Raw genomic sequence first — 16,441 nt, 5'->3', positions numbered from 1 at the left:
GACAAGTTCGACTTATGTCAGGCCCGAAGCTTCAGCGCGTTCCGATCCGCGGCGGGCACGGCGGCGTAGATGGTCGCCGGACGGATGCCGAGACGCGCCCGCGCGGTCTCCAGCGGCTCGGCGAACAGGGCCTCGTAGTCCAGCCCCGGCAGCCACTGCGCCTTCCGTCCGTTCCGCCACGCCTGCCACACCGCGCGCCGAGCCGGGATCGACCGGTTCTCGCGCTGGATTTCGCGCGCCGCGCCCCAGCCGATGAAGCCGAAGCCCAGGCTGTTGGTCTGGCCATAGGAGAAGCCGACGACGCAGGCCTCGCCAAGGGCATCGGTCTCATAGCCCGTCAGAACGTGCCAGATGTCGTGGATGTCGCGCAGGCGGCGTGTGTACCACATGACCGGATGCTGGGCTTCGATCTCGGGCGAGACGTCGCGGCCGGCCTCGGCCAGCCCCTCTGCGGTGAAGCCCCGCGCCTCGCGGAACGCCCGGTACTCGCCGCCGACCGTGCCCGGCCCGAACCGGCCCAGCCATTCCGGATCGTCCAGCTTCAGCGCCAGCTCGTCGCGCAGAAACGCCTGTCTGCCGCCCTCAGCCGTTTTCAGCAGACGGTCATAGCCGACGGCGTCCGACTTGCCCGTCAGGGCCCGCATGATCTCGAACACCTGGGCGGTGTCTTCCTTGTCGCGGATCAGACGCTGGAAGGCGCGAAACGCCGTCACCGGCCGCATGCGGCGGGGTTTCAGAACCTCGAACTCGTCGGGGTAGACGGCGGCGTCCATCGTCATCGAAAATCCTCGCGCGAACTCGCGTATCCTATCGCAACTGACTCGCCCGTTAAAGCCGCCGACCGGAGATCCCGTGCTCAAGAAACGCTCCGTCGTCCTCGCCGGCCACGCCACCTCCGTGGCGCTGGAGCCCGAATTCTGGGCCGTGCTGGATCGGATCGCGGCACAGCGGGGTTTGAGCCATGCCGGGCTGCTGGTCTGGGTCGACGAGACGCGCGGACGCCGCCCCCTCGCCTCCGCCTGCCGCCTGTTGGCGCTTCAACATGTCGCGTCAGAAAGGGTCACGAGCGAACCCTGAAATTCAGGCGCATCGTGGCCGCCTCAACCTGGAGCGCCGCCGTGCAGTTCGACCGTACCCTCATCCCGCCCGCCATCATCGGCGGCTTCATCGCCATCGGCCTGATCGGGGCCGGGCTGGCCGTCGGCGGGGGCGTGGTCAACGCCAATACCGGCAACCGACAGGTCACGGTGCGGGGCGTCGCCGAGCGCAACGTCACGGCCGACCTGGCCATCCTGTCGCTGCGCTTCACGGTCGCCGGCGAGGAACTGCCGGCCGTTCAGGCCCAGATCGACGGCGATCTCGGCAAGGTCCGCGCCTTCCTGCGCGCGCAAGGCTACGGCGACGACATCGTCTCGGTCGGGCGTCTGGAGGTCACCGACACCCAGGCCCAGAGCTATGCCCCCTCGCCCGGCACACCGCACTTCGTCGTGGCCCAGAGCGTCACGGTCCGCACGACCGACGTCGCCCGCGTGGCCCAGACGGAGCGCGCCCTGAACGACCTGGTCCGTCAGGGCGTCCTGCTGGACTTCACCGCCCCGACCTATGTCTTCACCAAGCTGAACGACGTCCGCCCCGAGATGATCGCCGAAGCCACGGCCTCCGCCCGCTCCGGCGCCGAACAGTTCGCCAAGGACTCCGGCGCACCGCTGGGCCCGATCAAACAGGCGACGCAAGGGTCGTTCGAGATCCTGGCGCGGGAGGACGTCGACACGGAATCCACTTCGCTCGACAAGCGGGTGCGGGTGGTCGCGACGGTGACCTACCAGCTGCGCTGAGAAGCACGTCTCCTCCCTGTCGCGCAGCGATGGGGAGGTGGCAGCGAGCCTCTTCGCGAGCTGACGGAGGGGGCGACCGGGTCTCGACGAGCGAGCCACACCAGCCCTCACTTCAACATCACCTCGCCCCCTCCGTCACGACGCGAAGTCGCGTCGCGCCACCTCCCCATTCGCCAAGCGGCGAACAGGGAGGAGATGATCGCACCTAGTTCGCCGGCTGCGGGCCCGGCGACGGCAGGGTCGGCGGTTCGACCGGCGGAAGCGTCGGGGCGTCCGGAAGCTTCGGCGCATCGGGCAGGTCCGGCAGGTTCACGTCGACATCGACATTGGTCTCGGCCGCCTTGTCCGCGATCGAGGCCCCGCCGCCGTTCCAGACGACGAAGCCGATGATGGCCACCAGCACCAGCAGGCCGCCGACGATGAAGGCGATCACGCTACCGCCGCCGCTGCTCCGGCGCTCGACGACCGTGGTGTGCCGCTCGGGCGGCGGCATGTTTGGATCCGTCATGGGGTTTTCCCTCTCTCGCTCTCCCTGTGGCGTCTGAAACACCGGCCGTGCTTACGAGTTCCGGTAGCGGACAGTGGCGAGAGGGCCTGACTTTGCCTCATGTGCTCATTATGTTCTCGAATCCGCTTTCGACGACGAGTGCCTCCGCTTGACCGATTCCCTGCCCGCGCCCCGTATCTCCGACCTCGCCCGCTCGCGCGGTCCGGGCGGCGTGGCGCACGATGTTCCGGACTATCTGTCGGGCCTGAACCCCGAGCAGCGCGAGGCCGTCGAGACGACCGAAGGCCCCGTCCTCGTCCTCGCCGGCGCCGGCACGGGCAAGACCCGCGTCCTGACCACGCGTCTGGCCCACATCCTCGCCACCGGCCGGGCCAGGCCGTGGGAACTGCTGGTCGTCACCTTCACAAACAAGGCCGCGCGCGAGATGCGCGAGCGGATCACCCATCTGATCGGGCCGTCGGCCGAGGGGCTGCGCTGGCTCGGCACCTTCCACTCGGTCGCGGCCCAGATCCTGCGTCGCCATGCCGAACTGGTCGGGCTGAAGTCGACCTTCACCATCCTGGACACCGACGATCAGGAGCGGCTGCTGAAACAGCTGCTGGAAGCCGCCAATATCGACACCAAGCGCTGGACGCCCAAGTCGCTGGCCGGGCTGATCGATCACTGGAAGAACCGCGGCTGGACGCCCGAGAAACTGCCGTCCGGCGAGGACTTCGCCAACGGCAAGGGCCAGACGCTCTACGCCGCCTACCAGTCGCGACTGGCCACGCTGAACGCCTGCGACTTCGGCGACCTGTTGCTACACAACCTCACGATCCTGTCGAAACATGCGGATATCGCTGAGGAATATCGTCGTCGATTCCGTTACATCCTGGTCGATGAATACCAGGACACCAACGTCGCCCAGTATCTGTGGCTTCGGCTGCTGACGTCCTCGACCGGCAACGTCTGCTGCGTCGGCGACGACGATCAGTCGATCTACGGCTGGCGGGGCGCCGAGGTGGACAACATCCTGCGCTTCGAGAAGGACTTCCCCGGCGCCAAGATCGTCAAGCTGGAGCGCAACTACCGCTCGACCAGCCACATCCTGGGGGCCGCGTCCGGCTTGATCGCCGCCAACCGCGACCGCCTCGGCAAGACCCTGTGGACCGAGGACCAGTCTGGCGACAAGGTCCGGGTGCGCGGCGTCTGGGACGGCGAGGCCGAAAGCCGTCTGATCGCCGACGAGATCGAAACCGCCCGTCGCTCCGGCATGAATTACAAGGATATGGCCGTCCTTGTTCGCGCGTCGTTTCAGATGCGAGCCTTCGAAGAGCGGTTCGTTCTCCTGGCCATCCCCTATGTCGTCATCGGCGGCCCGCGCTTCTTCGAGCGGGCCGAGATCCGCGACGCCCACGCCTATCTGCGCCTGATCCAGTCCGAGGACGACGATCTGGCATTCGAGCGCATCGTCAATGTGCCCAAGCGCGGCATCGGCGACACCTCGGTCCAGAAGATCCTGCAGATCGCGCGGCACAACGGCGTCTCGGCCATGGCGGCCGTGCGCGACCTGATCACGTCGGACGAGCTTCAGGCCCGCACCCGCACGGCCCTGTCGACCTTCGTGCGCGATCTCGATCGCTGGCGGGCCCTGGCCGCCGACACCCGCCACTGGCTCCTGACCGAGACCGTGCTGGAAGAGAGCGGCTACACCGACATGCAGAAGGCCGACCGCGCCACCGGCCCGGCGCGCCTCGACAACCTCAAGGAACTGACCCAGGCGATGCAGTCGTTCGAGACCCTGGGCACCTATCTCGAACACGTGTCGCTGGTCATGGACATGGATCGCGGCCCGGCGTCGGATGCGGTGCAGATCATGACCCTGCACGGCGCAAAGGGGCTGGAGTTCCCGCTGGTCTTCCTGCCCGGCTGGGAGGAAGGCGTCTTCCCCAGCCAGCGCAGCATCGACGAGAAGGGCGAAAAGGGGCTGGAGGAAGAACGCCGCCTCGCCTACGTCGGCGTCACTCGCGCCAAACAGGACGCGCGGATCTCGTTCGTGGCCAACCGGCTGGTCTACGGCCGCTGGACCTCGCAACTGCCCAGCCGCTTCGTCGACGAACTGCCGATCGCCCATGTCGAGGCCGAGTCGGACACCGGCTACTACGGCGCCTCGGCCGGCATGAAAGAGGCCAAGAACCGCTGGGACGACGCCCCGTCCTTCGGCGCCGGCTACACTTCGCCCGGCTGGCAGCGAGCCCAGGCCGTCACGGCGTCCCGCGCCCCCGCCGCCCGCCCGGCCCGCAACACCGTCATCGAGGGCGAAGGCCGCCTCGTCGCCACCGCCGACCCCAAGACTGGCGCCGGCTTCAAGAAGGGTCAGCGCGTCTTCCACCAGAAGTTCGGCTACGGCTCGGTGCGGGTGATCGAGGGCAACAAGCTGACCGTCACCTTCGACAAGGCCGGCGAGAAGAAGGTCATCGACACCTTCGTCGAAAAGGCGGATTGAGCCCGGCGCGTTCCGCGTACACAAATCGCCGTTCCCGACGACGCCGAGCCCCCCATGATCCAGACCCGCGCCCTTCGGGGCGGTGATCTCGACGCCGCCCTGGACGATGTCGCGCGCCTGCGCATCACCGTCTTCCGTGACTGGCCCTACCTCTACGACGGCGACCTGGACTACGAGCGGCGCTATCTGGAAGGTTTCCGCAACTCGGCCGGCGCGGTCGTGGTCGGCGCCTTCGACGGCGACGTCCTGGTCGGGGCCGCCACCGGCGCGCCGATGGAGGATCATGCGGAGGAGTTCGCAGCCCCCTTCGCCGGGACCGACCTGCCGTTGTCGGACATCTTCTACTGCGCCGAATCCGTCCTCCTGCCCGCCTATCGCGGTCGAGGTCTGGGCCACGCCTTCTTCGACCTGCGCGAGGCCCATGCGCGGGAGCTGGGCCGTCGCTACATCGCCTTCTGCGGCGTCCAGCGCCCCGCCGATCATCCGGCCCGGCCCCTCGAATACCGCCCGCTCGACCCCTTCTGGCTGGCGCGCGGGTATCAGGTGCTGGACGGTGTCGTGGCCGATTTCTCGTGGCGTGACGTCGGCGATGCGGAGGAGACGAAGAAGCCGCTGCAGTTCTGGTATCGACCGCTGTGACTGAGGTGGCTCCATTTGTCGGATCTGGCGTGTCGAGGTAGACTGACCTCATGGCGGACGGTGCTCTGAACCTCACCCTGGACGACTATCTCTCCGCCAAGATCGCGGAGAAGGCCAAGGCCATGGGCGTCGCCCCGGAAACATTGGCAGCCGACCTTTTGCGTCAGACCCTCGCTGTCGAGGACGGTTTCGGCGGGCGGCAGACCGATCACGTCTCCAATCACGACCTGAACGAAGAAGGTCGCCCTTGGGACGAGGTGCGGCCTGAGTTGCTCGCTCGCATGAAGCAGAAGCTCGCCGAACGGACGTGATCGTCCGGATCTCGGCTCAGGCGCGGCGCGACCTCGACGCGCAAATCGACTGGCTCGCGGAGCGGTCGCCCCGGTCCGCAGACGATGCGCTCGACACCATCCTTCACAAGTTCGACCTGCTTCGGGATCATCCCCTGCTGGGCATGGAGACCGAGTACGGGTGGCGCGAGACGAGCGTGGACTACGGCCGCGACGGCTATGTCATCTGCTACGTGGTCCGCTCGACCGATATCTTCGTGGTCCGCTTCTTCCACACCCGCCAGGATCGCAGCCCCTCGCCCTAAGCCGTGCCCTTCCCAACACCCGGCTTTCGGGTCACCGTGGCGGTTCAATACCCTGGGGAGGGAAATCCATGTCTCGCATCATCACCATGGGCCTCGCGGCCCTGACGCTCGCCGCCTGCCAGCCTGCGGCCCAGCCCGCCGCTCCGGTCCAGACCGAAGCCCCCGCCGCGCCTCAGGCCGAGACGCCCGAAGACGCCGCCTGGCGTGCGCTGGAGGACCGCTATCTGGCGATGAACGTCCAGCCGACCAATCCCATCGACGCCGTCGAGTGGCGCGAGGTGCGGTGCAACTTCCTGGCCGGAGAGATCGGCGGCGACAACTCGGCCCAGGATCGCGCGGTCCAGGCCCGGATGGAGGAGCTGCGCTGCGGCGACGGCGTGCTGGAGGACGCGCGTGCGCTGAAGGCCTCCCACGTCTCGGACACCGCCGCCGTTGCACGCCTCGACGCCCTTCTGGCCCGCAACGAATACTAACGGTTCGTTAGCCGCGATCGGCGACCTTTCGGCCTGTGTACGCACCGGCCGATTCCCGCGATCTGAGCGACCCCGGCCCGCCCCTGTGGGAACAGGCGGCGGCGATCCTCGTCGTCATCATCCTGACCCAGGCCTTCATCGGCCCGGTTTTTGCCCCGACGCAGGAAGAGACGCCGATCCTTCGCCTGATCTGGCTGCCGGTCTATGCCATCATCGCCGGGCTGATCGCCGTGCGGCCTCATGTTCTGGTTCGCGCCTGGCCCGCCTGGCTGATCCTGGCGGTGCTGGTGCTTCAGGCCTTCGCCTCCAAATGGTGGTCGATCGATCCCGGAGTGACCCAGCGCCGGGTCATCGCCATGGCCATCTCATCCGCCTTCTCCATCTATCTGGGCATTGCGTTTGGCGGGCGTCACCTGCCGCGCATGCTGATGATTTCCTGCCTCATCATGGGGGTCGGCAGCGTCATCATGGCCCTCGCCTTCCCCTCCATTGGGGTTCACCAGCTGGAGAACGCAGGGCTCTGGCGCGGGCTCTGGTACGAGAAGAACCAGATGGGTCTGGTCATGTCGGCCGGGGCCGTGGCCGCCGCCGCCTGTCTGGCCTCGGGCGATCCGCGACGTCTGACGCCCGCCATCACCCTGGTCATCTGCGTCTTCCTGGTCCTGATGACCCAGTCCAAGACCTCGCTGCTCTGCCTGATGCTCGGCACGGGGGCGGTGGCGGGGCTGTGGGCCATGAAGCAGGGCGGCGCGGCCTTCGCCATCATCGCCCTGTGGTTCGGCGTCGTCCTGACGGCGGGCGCGCTCTACGTTTTCATCACCGACCCGGCCATGGTGCTGAAGGCGCTGGGCAAGGACCCGTCCCTGACCGGCCGGACCGACATCTGGGAGGCCCTGATGCGCGAGGTCTCCGAACGGCCATGGACCGGCTTCGGCTATCAGGCCTTCTGGGGCCGGGAGTCGGTGCCCGCCGCCTTCATCCGCGCCGAGACCCAATGGCCGGTGCCGTCGGCGCACAACGGCTGGATCGACCTGCTGATCCAGCTCGGCTGGCCGGGCGCGATCACGGTGGGGATCACCGTCGCCCTCGCCACCGTGGTCAGCGTCTTCCGCATCCCCGGCTCTGGCGCGCGCGAGGGCTATTTCGCCATCGGATACCTGCTGGTCTTCCTCCTGCTCAGCCTGTCGGAGTCGGTGCTGCTCAGCCACGCCAACCTGCCCTGGACGCTGCTCCTGGCCATTCTGGCGCGAGCGCTGGCCTTCTCCCCCGATCCGGTTCGGGCTCCGCTTGCGACAGGACGGCGACGGGCCTACCAGACGGCTCCCCGAATCGCCGCACACTCCGCCCATGTCCGCGTCCAACGCCCCTTCCCTGTTCGATGACGTCCCCGAGCCCAAGCCCGAGGAACCCAAGGCCGCGCCCGCGCCGGTAGCCGCCCAGCCGGCCCCCGCGGCCGCCCCGACGCCGCCTCCCGCGCCCAAGCTGACCGGCAGCGAACCCTTCGTGCCGGGCGCCGGCTATTCGGCCTCGTCGATCGAGGTGCTGGAAGGGCTGGAGCCCGTCCGCAAACGCCCCGGCATGTATATCGGCGGCACCGACGAACGCGCCCTGCACCACCTGTTCGCCGAAGTCCTGGACAACGCGATGGACGAGGCCGTCGCCAAGCACGCCAAGCTGATCACCGTCGATCTGGACGCCGACGGCGTCCTGTCTGTGCGCGACGACGGACGCGGCATCCCGGTCGATCCCCACCCGAAGCATCCGGGCAAGTCGGCGCTGGAGGTGGTCATGACCGTCCTCCACTCGGGCGGCAAATTCTCGGGCAAGGCCTATGAAACTTCGGGTGGTTTGCACGGCGTCGGCGTCTCGGTCGTCAACGCCCTGTCCGACCTTCTGGACGTCACCGTCTGGCGCGACGGCTTCGAGTGGAAACAGTCCTTCAGCCGGGGCATCCCGCAAGGCCCGATCCAGCAGATCCAGCCGTCCAAGAAGCGCGGCACCCTGATCCGCTTCCATCCGGACGCCGAGATCTTCGGCGTCGGCGCGGCCTTCAAGCCCGCCCGCCTGTTCCGCATGGCCCGGTCCAAGGCCTATCTGTTCCGCGGCGTCGAGATCAAATGGACCTGCGCGCCCGAGCGGATCACCGACGCGACGCCCGCCAGCGCCATCCTGCACTTCCCAGGCGGCCTGGCCGACGCCCTGGCCGAACGGGTGGGCGAGCTGGAGACCGTCACCCCCGCCTTCGCCGGTCGCGTGGAGCGCAAGGGCGAGGCGGGCGCGGTCGAATGGGCCGTGACCTGGTCCCCCATCGGCTTCGGAGAGTCCGACGGCTTCGTCCAGTCCTACTGCAACACCGTCTCCACCCCCGACGGCGGCACCCACGAGGCCGGCTTCCGCGCCGCCCTGGTCAAGGGCCTGAAGGCCTATGGCGAACTCACCAACGAGAAGCGCGCCGGCCAGATCACGGCCGAGGACGTCATCGCCAACGCCGGCGCCCTGATCTCGGTCTTCATCCGCAATCCGGAGTTCCAGGGCCAAACCAAGGACCGTCTGTCCTCGCCCGAGGGCGCGCGTCTGGTCGAACAGCTGCTGCGCGACCCGATCGACCACTGGCTGACCGAGAGCCCGAAACAGGCCAACACCCTGCTCGGCTTCGTCATCGACCGGGCCGAGGACCGTCTGCGCCGCCGCAAGGACAAGGACGTCCAGCGCGCCGCCGCGACGCGGAAGCTGCGCCTGCCCGGCAAGCTGTCGGACTGTTCGCGCCAGTCGGCCAACGGCACCGAATTGTTCATCGTCGAGGGCGACTCGGCCGGCGGCTCGGCCAAACAGGCGCGCGACCGCCAGACCCAGGCCATCCTGCCCCTGCGTGGCAAGATCCTGAACGTCGCCTCGGCCACGGCGGACAAGCTGCGGGCGAACGTGGAGCTGTCGGACCTGACCCTGGCGCTCGGCGTCACGCCGGGACCGCGCTTCGATATCGAGACCCTGCGTTACGAGCGCATCGTCATCATGACCGACGCCGACGTGGACGGCGCCCACATCGCGGCCCTGCTGATCACCTTCTTCTATCGCTCCATGCCCGAGGTGATCCGTCAGGGTCGCCTCTTCATGGCCCTGCCCCCGCTCTACCGGATCTCGGCCGGCCCGCTGTCCGAGTACGCCCGCGACGAGGCCCACCGCGACGAGCTGATGGCCACCGTCTTCAAGGGCAAGAAGACCGAGATCGGCCGGTTCAAGGGTCTGGGCGAGATGATGGCCTCCCAGCTCAAGGAGACCACCATGGACCCGAAGAAGCGCACCCTGGCCCGCGTCACCGTGCCGGACTCGGAGGACGACATCGAGGACCTGGTCGAACGCCTGATGGGCAAGAAGGCCGACGCCCGCTTCCGCTTCATCCAGGACAACGCGCAGTTCGCGCAAGCTGATCTGGACGTTTAGGCGACGGCTTCTCTCGGCGTCAGTCCCGCCAGCTTGAGCCGCAACTGGCCGCGCAAGAACCACAGGGCGACAAGGCAGTGGAGCGCGACCGAGGTCGCTGACAGGTACCAGATCTGCTCCAGCCGGGCCCACGGCTGGGCCGACAGCCAGATGGCGGGGCCGGCGAAGGTGATCAGCCTCGACACGCTGCCCCACAGCGCCGGCCGGGTGTCGCCCAGCGCCTGGAAGGTCCCCGAGGCCACGAAGATCAAGCCGGTCGCCAGGAAGTTCAGCGAGGCGATCCGCAGGAACAGGGCGCCGACGTCGATCACAGCCGGATCGTGGGCGAAGACGGCGATCATGGCGTGCGGCCAGACCTGACAGATCCCGGTCAAGACCAGCATCAGGCTCGACGAAATCACCGCCGCGTCCCGGACCGTGCGGCGAACCCGGTCCGCCCGACCCGCTCCGAAATTCTGGCCCGCTACAGGGGCGACGGCGAAGGAGACCGCCATGGCCGGCAGGAAGATGGACTGCATCACCCGCGCGCCGACGCCGTAGCCCGCCTGGGCCTCGCTGCCGAACTGGCGGATGACGCCATAGACGACGGCCGTGATGACGAACATCAACAGGAACTCGCCCGCCGTCGGCAGGCCGATGCCCACGACCCGACGACAGACGCTCCAGTCGGGCTTCAGCAGCTTCAGCGGATGGGCGATCAGGGTCTGGAACACCAGGCCGATGCCGATGAACCCCGCCATCCCCGCCAGTTTCCCGGTGATCGAGCCCTGCGTCAGATCCTGTTGCATCACGTCTCCCCCAACCGTCGTTTAGCACGGTTTGGCGAGGGGCGATTTATCCGGGTTAAATACGGCCCGTCAATATTGCCCGGATAATATGAGACCCTCTCCCCTTGCGGGAGAGGGAGATCGCGCACGGCGGCGTAGCCGTCGTTCTGGCGCGATCGGGTGAGGGGTGACACTCACTCTGACCGAGTAAGCACCACCCATCTCCTTCGCGTCCTCATACCCCTCATCCGTCGGGCTTCGCCCGCCACCTTCTCCCGCAAGGGGAGAAGGAAACTGGAGGAGTTGGCAAAGGATCGTCCCATTTCACCAATCGAAACAATGCCCCGATCTTTCAGGAGCCGTTTTCCTTAACGCCCCTCGAAACGCCCCCATACTGCTCGGTTCCACAGAAGGGACGCATCATCAGGCCATGGACGATCCGAACGCTTCGGACTCTTCGGACGCTTCGGACGGTGTTTTGGAGTCCGGCCCGAACCGGACCCCGCCCCTACCGCCCGCGCTGCAGGACGTTCGTCACTCGCCGGCCCAACGGATCGCGCGAGACCCAGGTCTCGCCGACATTGGCCTCGATGATGGGGGAGCAGAAGCGGGAGATCATCATGAACGCCGGACGGATGCCGTTCAGGCAGATGCGTTCGCCCTCGACCCGCCAGCGCGCCGCCAGCCGCCGCCCGTCGGAAAACTCGGCGGAGTATGTGCCGTCGCGTTCGAACCAGTGCTTGACCCAGCCGCCGTCCGGATAGCGGGACAAGACGGTGTTGCCGAAGACTTCCTCGATATGCGCCGAGGCCGAAACAGGCGCGGCCACGGCGGCCGCCAGCGCGAGCGCGCCGATCATCTTCCTCATGCCATACCCCTACGCGGCATCCTCATCCCCGGCCCTAATATTAACGTTCGTTCACGAATTGCCAAGCGCGGCCATACCCTTGCGAATACTTGACTATCTCGAGGGGGCTTCTATATGCGGCCCCGTACGGGACAGGACTGGCAGACGCGCCACCCGCTCGCCCAAGAGACAGGGTGGTTCCGCGCATCTCCCCGCCGCGCTCCGATGGTGCGGCCCCTATCGCCCGGCTCGTCTCGCGCCGGCCGAACAGTCCCATCCGAAGCCCCCGGTTTCGGACCCATTGTCCTAAGGACGCATGACCGAATTCTCTCAACTGGGCCTCGCGCCCACGACCCTGCAGGCGGTCGCCGACACCGGCTATACGACCGCGACCCCCATTCAGGCCCAGGCCATTCCGGTGGCCCTCGCCGGTCGCGACGTTCTGGGCATCGCCCAGACGGGCACCGGCAAGACCGCCGCCTTCACCCTCCCCCTCATCGACCGCCTGTCCAAGGGTCGCGCCCGGGCCCGCATGCCCCGCGCCCTGGTCCTGGCTCCGACCCGCGAGCTGGCCGACCAGGTCGCCATGTCGTTCGAGAAATACGCCAAGGGCACCAAGCTTTCCTGGGTGCTGCTGATCGGCGGCGTCTCCATGGGCGACCAGGTCGCGGCCCTGAACAAGGGCGTCGACGTCCTGATCGCGACGCCGGGCCGTCTGCTGGACCTGTTCGAGCGCGGCAAGATGCTGCTGACGGGCGTGGAGCTGATGGTCATCGACGAAGCCGACCGCATGCTGGACATGGGCTTCATCCCCGACATCGAACGCATCTTCAAACTGACGCCGCCCAAGCGCCAGACCCTGTTCTTCTCGGCCACCATGCCGCCGGAGATCACCCGTCTGACGACCCAGTTCCTGAAGGACCCGACCCGGATCGAGGCCTCGCGCCCGGCCCAGACGGCGGACACCATCACCCAGTATCTGGTCCGCATCCCGACCTCGGATCCCAAGGCCAAGCGCGCGGCCCTGCGCGAGCTGGTGGCGCGTGAGGACGTCCGCAACGGCATCGTCTTCTGCAATCGCAAGTCCGAGGTCGACGTCGTCGCCAAGTCGCTGAAGTCGCACGGCTTCGATGCCGCGCCGATCCACGGCGACCTGGATCAGTCGCTGCGGATGAAGACCCTGGCCGATTTCCGCTCGGGCGCCCTGAAGATCCTGGTGGCCTCCGACGTCGCCGCGCGCGGTCTGGACATCCCGGACGTCAGCCACGTCTTCAACTACGACGTCTCGCACCACGCCGACGACTACGTCCACCGCATCGGCCGGACCGGCCGCGCGGGGCGCAAGGGTCAGGCCTTCATGATCGTGACCCCGGCCGACGACAAGGGTCTGGATAAGGTCCTGAAGCTGATCAAGATGGCCCCTGAAGAGCTGGTGCTGGACATCGACTGGTCGAACCTGGGCGGCGGTCGCCGTCCGGCCAAATCGGACGACAAGCCGACCCGTGGTCGCGGCCGTGGCGAACGCTCCGCTCCCGAAGCCGTAGCAGAGGTCGCGGACGCCGCCCCTGCCCCCGCCGCCTCGGATGAGGCGCCCGCCCGTCGCACCCGCAGCCGTCGCGGCAAGAAGGTCGAGACCGAGACCGTCGTCGAAACCGTGCCCGCCGACGTCCTGGTCCCGGTCGAGGACGCCCCGCGTCCGGCCGCCGAACCGCGCCTGCGTCAGGCCGATCGCCGTCCCGGCGGCCGCACCGACCGCGACGCCCCGCCGGCCCGCGAGGGCGTCGGCTTCGGCAATGACATCCCTGCCTTCCTGCGTCGCCCGGTGACGCGCAAAGGTTGAACTTAGGTTCTGTTTTCCCGATTTTGCGGCTCCGCTTAACCCGGCGTTACGGATCGTCGGTCTAGGGTCCGGTCCGTAGAGCGCGTCACAAAGAGCGCCGGTCGGGAAAACAGAATGTCCACACAGGTGCAGACCACGCTCCGGGGGCCGGAAGCCTTCGGCCTCGCCCGCAAGGCGGTCGAGGAGATGGAGCGTGCCGGCGTCTGGCCGACCCCCCTGAATTTCGAACTCTGGCTGCATTTCCTCGGCGACCCCGACGGCGCCCTGGGTCAGGAAATGACCCGCCTCTTGAAGGCCGGCGACGCCTTCACCGAGGGCACGGCCGAGATGCTGGCCGCCGAATACCTGCCACGCGGCCGCCTGTCGGAAGAGATCCGCGACGCCGGCGCCGTGCTGAACCGCGAACTGTCGACCGTCTCGGAAGCCATCGCCAAGGCCCAGCGGTCGCAGGCCGCCTATGGCGAAACCCTGGCCGGCGCCTCGGCCCATCTGGAAGGCGCCTCGGAACCGACCGCCCTCCTCGGCGTCGTCTCCAAGCTGACCAAGGCCACGACCCAGGTCCAGGCCGAGAACGCCACGCTCGAGAAGCGTCTGGCCAACTCGACGAAGGAGGTCGCCCGCCTGCGCGAACACCTGGAACAGGTGCGCCGCGACGCCATGACGGACGCCCTTACGAACCTGGCCAACCGCAAGGCCTTCGACGAAGAGCTTCTGCGCGCATGCGACGAGGCCGAGAAGAAGCGCCAGACCCTGAGCCTGGCCGTCATCGATATCGATCACTTCAAGCGGTTCAATGACACCTGGGGCCACCAGACCGGCGATCAGGTCCTGCGTTACGTCGCCAGCGTGATCGGCCGCGTCTCCAAGGCGCCGCGCGTCGCCGCCCGCTATGGCGGCGAGGAGTTCGCCATCATCTTCCCGACCGAGAGCGCCTCGGCCGTTGAAGCCGCCTTGAACGCCATGCGCGAGGAAGTCGGCACCCGAGCCCTGCGTCGTCGTTCGACCAATGACGAACTCGGAGCCGTGACCATCTCCGCCGGCGTGGCCCAGCGACGTCCGGGCGAGAGCGGGTCCTCCCTGCTCGACCGTGCCGACGAGGCCCTCTACGCGTCGAAGCGCGGCGGCCGGAACCGGGTCACCAACGGCGAACGCATGGACGAAGCGGCGTAGGACGTCCGCGTCGATTCCGGGCTAGGCTCTCCTGATGCGCAGCCTGACCTTCAACATCGCCTACTGGTTCCTGTCGATCGGCTATGGGCTGACGGCCGCCTTCGCCGCGCTCGCGCCAGGGCGTGACGCCACCGCCTGGGTGATCCGCCGCTATGTGAAGCGGATGGTTCAGGCCATGCGGGTCTTCGCCGGCATCCGGATCGAGGTGCGTGGCAAGGAACGGCTGCCCGCCGGCGCCTTCATCATCGCCTCCAAGCACCAGAGCTGGGGCGACGGCTTCGCCACCTACGACCAGTTCGACGACCTGGCCTTCGTCACCGGCGACCATCTGGAGAAGTTCCCGCTCCTGGGCACAGTGCTCAAGAAGCTGGGCGCCATCGTCGTCAACAACTGCGGCGGCCGCGAAGCGCGGGATTCGCTGAAGCAGAGCGGCGCCACCGCCCATGCCGAGGGCCGCAAGATCCTGATCTATCCCGAGGGCAATCTGGCCAAGGTCGGGGAGAAGTTCCGCTACCGCTCCGGCGTCTGGCACATGTACCGCGACTTCGACATGCCGGTCGTGCCCCTGGCGTCCAACCTCGGCCTTTTCTGGCCGCAGGAGGACTTCGCCAAGCATCCGGGCACGGCGACGCTGGAGTTCCTCGACGTCATCCCGACCGGCCTCGGCAAGGAGGAGTTCCTCGCGCGACTGGAAAGCGTGGTCGAGGCGCGCACCGCCGAGCTGATCGCCGAAGCGCGCGGCGGATCGGTCGTCCCGAACGTGCTGGTCCCGACGCCGGACGAGGTGCGGAAGGCTGCGGCGAGGGCACAGTAACCCCTTCTCCCCTTCCGGGAGAAGGTGGCCGAGCCCCCCGGTCCGATCTCTGATCGGCCGGAGGACAGGCTATGCGAGGTCGGATGAGGGGTGACCGTAGATGCCACCCGTGAGCGTCTGCTCAACTCATCTCGTCTGCGTCTTCGTACCCCTCATCCGTCAGCCTTCGGCTGCCACCTTCTCCCGCAAGGGGAGAAGGAAAACTTACGCCGCAGGCACCACCGCGCCGTCGTACTTCTGGGCGATGAAGTCCTTCACCGCCTGACTGCGCAGGGCGCGCGCCAAGGCCTGCACGCGCGGGTCGTTCTGGTTGTCGGGGCGGGCGACCAGATAGTTCACGTAGGGGCTGTCGCCGCCTTCCAGCGCCAGAGCATCCGTGCGGGGCTTCAGCCCGGCGTCCAGCGCATAGTTGGTGTTGATCACCGCCAGATCGACCTGGTCCAGGACGCGCGGCAGGGTCGCGGCCTCGATCTCGCGGAAGCGCAGGTTCTTCGGATTGCCCGCGATGTCGCGCACCGTCTGCAGCGGGTTCTGGCCGTCGCGCAGGGTGATCAAACCGGCGGACTGCAGCAGCAACAGCGAACGACCGGTGTTGGAGGCATCGTTCGGCAGGGCGACATCGGCGCCGTTCGGGATGGCGGCCAGGGCCGTATGCTTCCGCGAATAGGCGCCCAGCGGTTCGACGTGGACGCCGGCGACGGTGATCAGGTTCGATCCACGGGCGGCGTTGAACTCGTCCAGATAGGGCTTGGTCTGGAAGTAGTTGGCGTCGATCCGGCGCTCGGCCAGCTGGGTGTTCGGCTGAACGTAGTCGTTGAAGACCTTGATCTCGATCGGGAAACCTTCGGCCGCCAAGGTCGGCTTGATGAACTCCAGGATCTCAGCGTGCGGCACGGCGGTCGCGCCCACGATCAGCGGCGCCGACCCGTCGGCGGCCTTCTCCGCCCCCTGTCCGCAGGCGGCGAGAGCGAGCGCGGCGGCGGCGAGGATCAGGGAACGTCGAAGCATGGAGGTCTCAATCAGTCAG

The 16,441-nt window shown here is 67.7% G+C and carries 17 protein-coding genes; 12 read left to right on the top strand and 5 right to left on the bottom strand.

The genetic code is table 11. The annotated features are described in order from the left end of the window. Positions 1-17 precede the first annotated feature (17 nt). Positions 18-779, bottom strand: coding sequence for a Coq4 family protein (locus ACETK8_RS09830; protein ID WP_374039315.1), 762 nt, complete (start codon positions 777-779; stop codon positions 18-20). Positions 780-852: 73 nt separating this feature from the next. Here ACETK8_RS09830 and ACETK8_RS09825 point away from each other — a divergent pair, with 73 nt between their 5' ends. Together ACETK8_RS09825 and ACETK8_RS09820 are read left to right on the top strand one after the other, a co-directional pair. Then, positions 853-1,077, top strand: coding sequence for a ribbon-helix-helix domain-containing protein (locus ACETK8_RS09825; protein ID WP_374039314.1), 225 nt, complete (start codon positions 853-855; stop codon positions 1,075-1,077). A gap of 14 nt (positions 1,078-1,091) precedes the next feature. Next, positions 1,092-1,835, top strand: a complete 744-nt coding sequence (locus ACETK8_RS09820; protein WP_374039313.1) for an SIMPL domain-containing protein — start codon at positions 1,092-1,094, stop codon at positions 1,833-1,835. A gap of 205 nt (positions 1,836-2,040) precedes the next feature. On the opposite strand, the gene ACETK8_RS09815 is transcribed toward ACETK8_RS09820, so the two are convergent. Then, positions 2,041-2,343 carry a hypothetical protein gene (locus ACETK8_RS09815; protein WP_374039312.1) on the bottom strand — a complete coding sequence of 101 codons (303 nt, stop codon included), beginning with the start codon at positions 2,341-2,343 and terminating at the stop codon, positions 2,041-2,043. A 148-nt stretch (positions 2,344-2,491) separates the two neighbouring features. Here ACETK8_RS09815 and ACETK8_RS09810 point away from each other — a divergent pair, with 148 nt between their 5' ends. The 7 genes from ACETK8_RS09810 (at position 2,492) to ACETK8_RS09780 (ending at position 9,976) form a co-directional block, all read left to right on the top strand. Then, positions 2,492-4,828, top strand: coding sequence for an ATP-dependent helicase (locus ACETK8_RS09810; protein WP_374039311.1), 2,337 nt, complete (start codon positions 2,492-2,494; stop codon positions 4,826-4,828). 54 nt (positions 4,829-4,882) lie between these two features. Next, complete coding sequence (locus ACETK8_RS09805; protein WP_374039310.1) at positions 4,883-5,467, top strand: GNAT family N-acetyltransferase; 585 nt, start codon at positions 4,883-4,885, stop codon at positions 5,465-5,467. 50 nt (positions 5,468-5,517) lie between these two features. Further along, the gene (locus ACETK8_RS09800) at positions 5,518-5,778 is read left to right on the top strand and encodes a hypothetical protein (protein WP_374039309.1); all 261 of its coding nucleotides are present in this window, start codon (positions 5,518-5,520) and stop codon (positions 5,776-5,778) included. Continuing rightward, positions 5,775-6,062: a type II toxin-antitoxin system RelE/ParE family toxin gene (locus tag ACETK8_RS09795; RefSeq protein WP_374039308.1), complete on the top strand. Its 288-nt coding sequence runs from the start codon at positions 5,775-5,777 to the stop codon at positions 6,060-6,062. Before ACETK8_RS09800 ends, ACETK8_RS09795 begins: the two co-directional genes overlap by 4 nt. A gap of 68 nt (positions 6,063-6,130) precedes the next feature. Further along, entirely contained in the window at positions 6,131-6,535 is a 405-nt protein-coding gene (locus ACETK8_RS09790; RefSeq protein ID WP_374039307.1) for a hypothetical protein, read from the top strand. A 35-nt stretch (positions 6,536-6,570) separates the two neighbouring features. Further along, positions 6,571-7,917: an O-antigen ligase family protein gene (locus tag ACETK8_RS09785; protein ID WP_374039306.1), complete on the top strand. Its 1,347-nt coding sequence runs from the start codon at positions 6,571-6,573 to the stop codon at positions 7,915-7,917. Next, a complete protein-coding gene (locus ACETK8_RS09780; protein ID WP_374039305.1) occupies positions 7,883-9,976 on the top strand; it encodes a DNA topoisomerase IV subunit B in 2,094 nt (697 codons plus the stop codon). The genes ACETK8_RS09785 and ACETK8_RS09780 overlap by 35 nt, the downstream gene beginning before the upstream one ends. Here ACETK8_RS09780 and ACETK8_RS09775 read toward each other — a convergent pair. Next, positions 9,973-10,764, bottom strand: coding sequence for an MATE family efflux transporter (locus ACETK8_RS09775; protein WP_374039304.1), 792 nt, complete (start codon positions 10,762-10,764; stop codon positions 9,973-9,975). The genes ACETK8_RS09780 and ACETK8_RS09775 overlap by 4 nt on opposite strands. A 487-nt stretch (positions 10,765-11,251) precedes the next feature. Next, on the bottom strand, positions 11,252-11,611 hold the full coding sequence (locus ACETK8_RS09770; RefSeq protein ID WP_374039303.1) for a hypothetical protein: 360 nt from the start codon (positions 11,609-11,611) through the stop codon (positions 11,252-11,254). A 295-nt stretch (positions 11,612-11,906) separates the two neighbouring features. Between ACETK8_RS09770 and ACETK8_RS09765 the strand changes: the two genes are divergently transcribed. The 3 genes from ACETK8_RS09765 to ACETK8_RS09755 all read left to right on the top strand — a co-directional run bounded on the left by ACETK8_RS09765 (position 11,907) and on the right by ACETK8_RS09755 (position 15,414). Then, entirely contained in the window at positions 11,907-13,430 is a 1,524-nt protein-coding gene (locus tag ACETK8_RS09765) for a DEAD/DEAH box helicase (RefSeq protein WP_374039302.1), read from the top strand. Positions 13,431-13,544: 114 nt separating this feature from the next. Further along, positions 13,545-14,600 (top strand): GGDEF domain-containing protein, encoded by a 1,056-nt coding sequence (locus tag ACETK8_RS09760; protein WP_374039301.1) that lies wholly within the window; start codon positions 13,545-13,547, stop codon positions 14,598-14,600. Positions 14,601-14,634: 34 nt separating this feature from the next. After that, the gene (locus ACETK8_RS09755) at positions 14,635-15,414 is read left to right on the top strand and encodes a lysophospholipid acyltransferase family protein (protein WP_374039300.1); all 780 of its coding nucleotides are present in this window, start codon (positions 14,635-14,637) and stop codon (positions 15,412-15,414) included. Positions 15,415-15,618: 204 nt separating this feature from the next. On the opposite strand, the gene ACETK8_RS09750 is transcribed toward ACETK8_RS09755, so the two are convergent. After that, positions 15,619-16,422, bottom strand: coding sequence for a MetQ/NlpA family ABC transporter substrate-binding protein (locus ACETK8_RS09750; RefSeq protein ID WP_374039299.1), 804 nt, complete (start codon positions 16,420-16,422; stop codon positions 15,619-15,621). Positions 16,423-16,441: the final 19 nt, after the last annotated feature.

The organism is Brevundimonas staleyi (genome assembly GCF_041893865.1).
In the GTDB taxonomy this organism is placed as follows: Bacteria; Pseudomonadota; Alphaproteobacteria; order Caulobacterales; family Caulobacteraceae; genus Brevundimonas; species Brevundimonas staleyi.
Note: the sequence above shows the minus strand (reverse complement) of the source record. Positions and strands in the feature narration are given on the sequence as shown.

Excerpts from the sequence above, each read along its gene's own strand:
- ACETK8_RS09750 (WP_374039299.1), bottom strand. The coding sequence starts at position 16,422 with ATGCTTCGACGTTCCCTGATCCTCGCCGCCGCCGCGCTCGCTCTCGCC.
- ACETK8_RS09805 (WP_374039310.1), top strand. The coding sequence starts at position 4,883 with ATGATCCAGACCCGCGCCCTTCGGGGCGGTGATCTCGACGCCGCCCTG.
- ACETK8_RS09760 (WP_374039301.1), top strand. The coding sequence starts at position 13,545 with ATGTCCACACAGGTGCAGACCACGCTCCGGGGGCCGGAAGCCTTCGGC.
- ACETK8_RS09800 (WP_374039309.1), top strand. The coding sequence starts at position 5,518 with ATGGCGGACGGTGCTCTGAACCTCACCCTGGACGACTATCTCTCCGCC.
- ACETK8_RS09765 (WP_374039302.1), top strand. The coding sequence starts at position 11,907 with ATGACCGAATTCTCTCAACTGGGCCTCGCGCCCACGACCCTGCAGGCG.
- ACETK8_RS09790 (WP_374039307.1), top strand. The coding sequence starts at position 6,131 with ATGTCTCGCATCATCACCATGGGCCTCGCGGCCCTGACGCTCGCCGCC.
- ACETK8_RS09755 (WP_374039300.1), top strand. The coding sequence starts at position 14,635 with ATGCGCAGCCTGACCTTCAACATCGCCTACTGGTTCCTGTCGATCGGC.
- ACETK8_RS09830 (WP_374039315.1), bottom strand. The coding sequence starts at position 779 with ATGACGATGGACGCCGCCGTCTACCCCGACGAGTTCGAGGTTCTGAAA.
- ACETK8_RS09815 (WP_374039312.1), bottom strand. The coding sequence starts at position 2,343 with ATGACGGATCCAAACATGCCGCCGCCCGAGCGGCACACCACGGTCGTC.
- ACETK8_RS09770 (WP_374039303.1), bottom strand. The coding sequence starts at position 11,611 with ATGAGGAAGATGATCGGCGCGCTCGCGCTGGCGGCCGCCGTGGCCGCG.
- ACETK8_RS09780 (WP_374039305.1), top strand. The coding sequence starts at position 7,883 with ATGTCCGCGTCCAACGCCCCTTCCCTGTTCGATGACGTCCCCGAGCCC.
- ACETK8_RS09775 (WP_374039304.1), bottom strand. The coding sequence starts at position 10,764 with ATGCAACAGGATCTGACGCAGGGCTCGATCACCGGGAAACTGGCGGGG.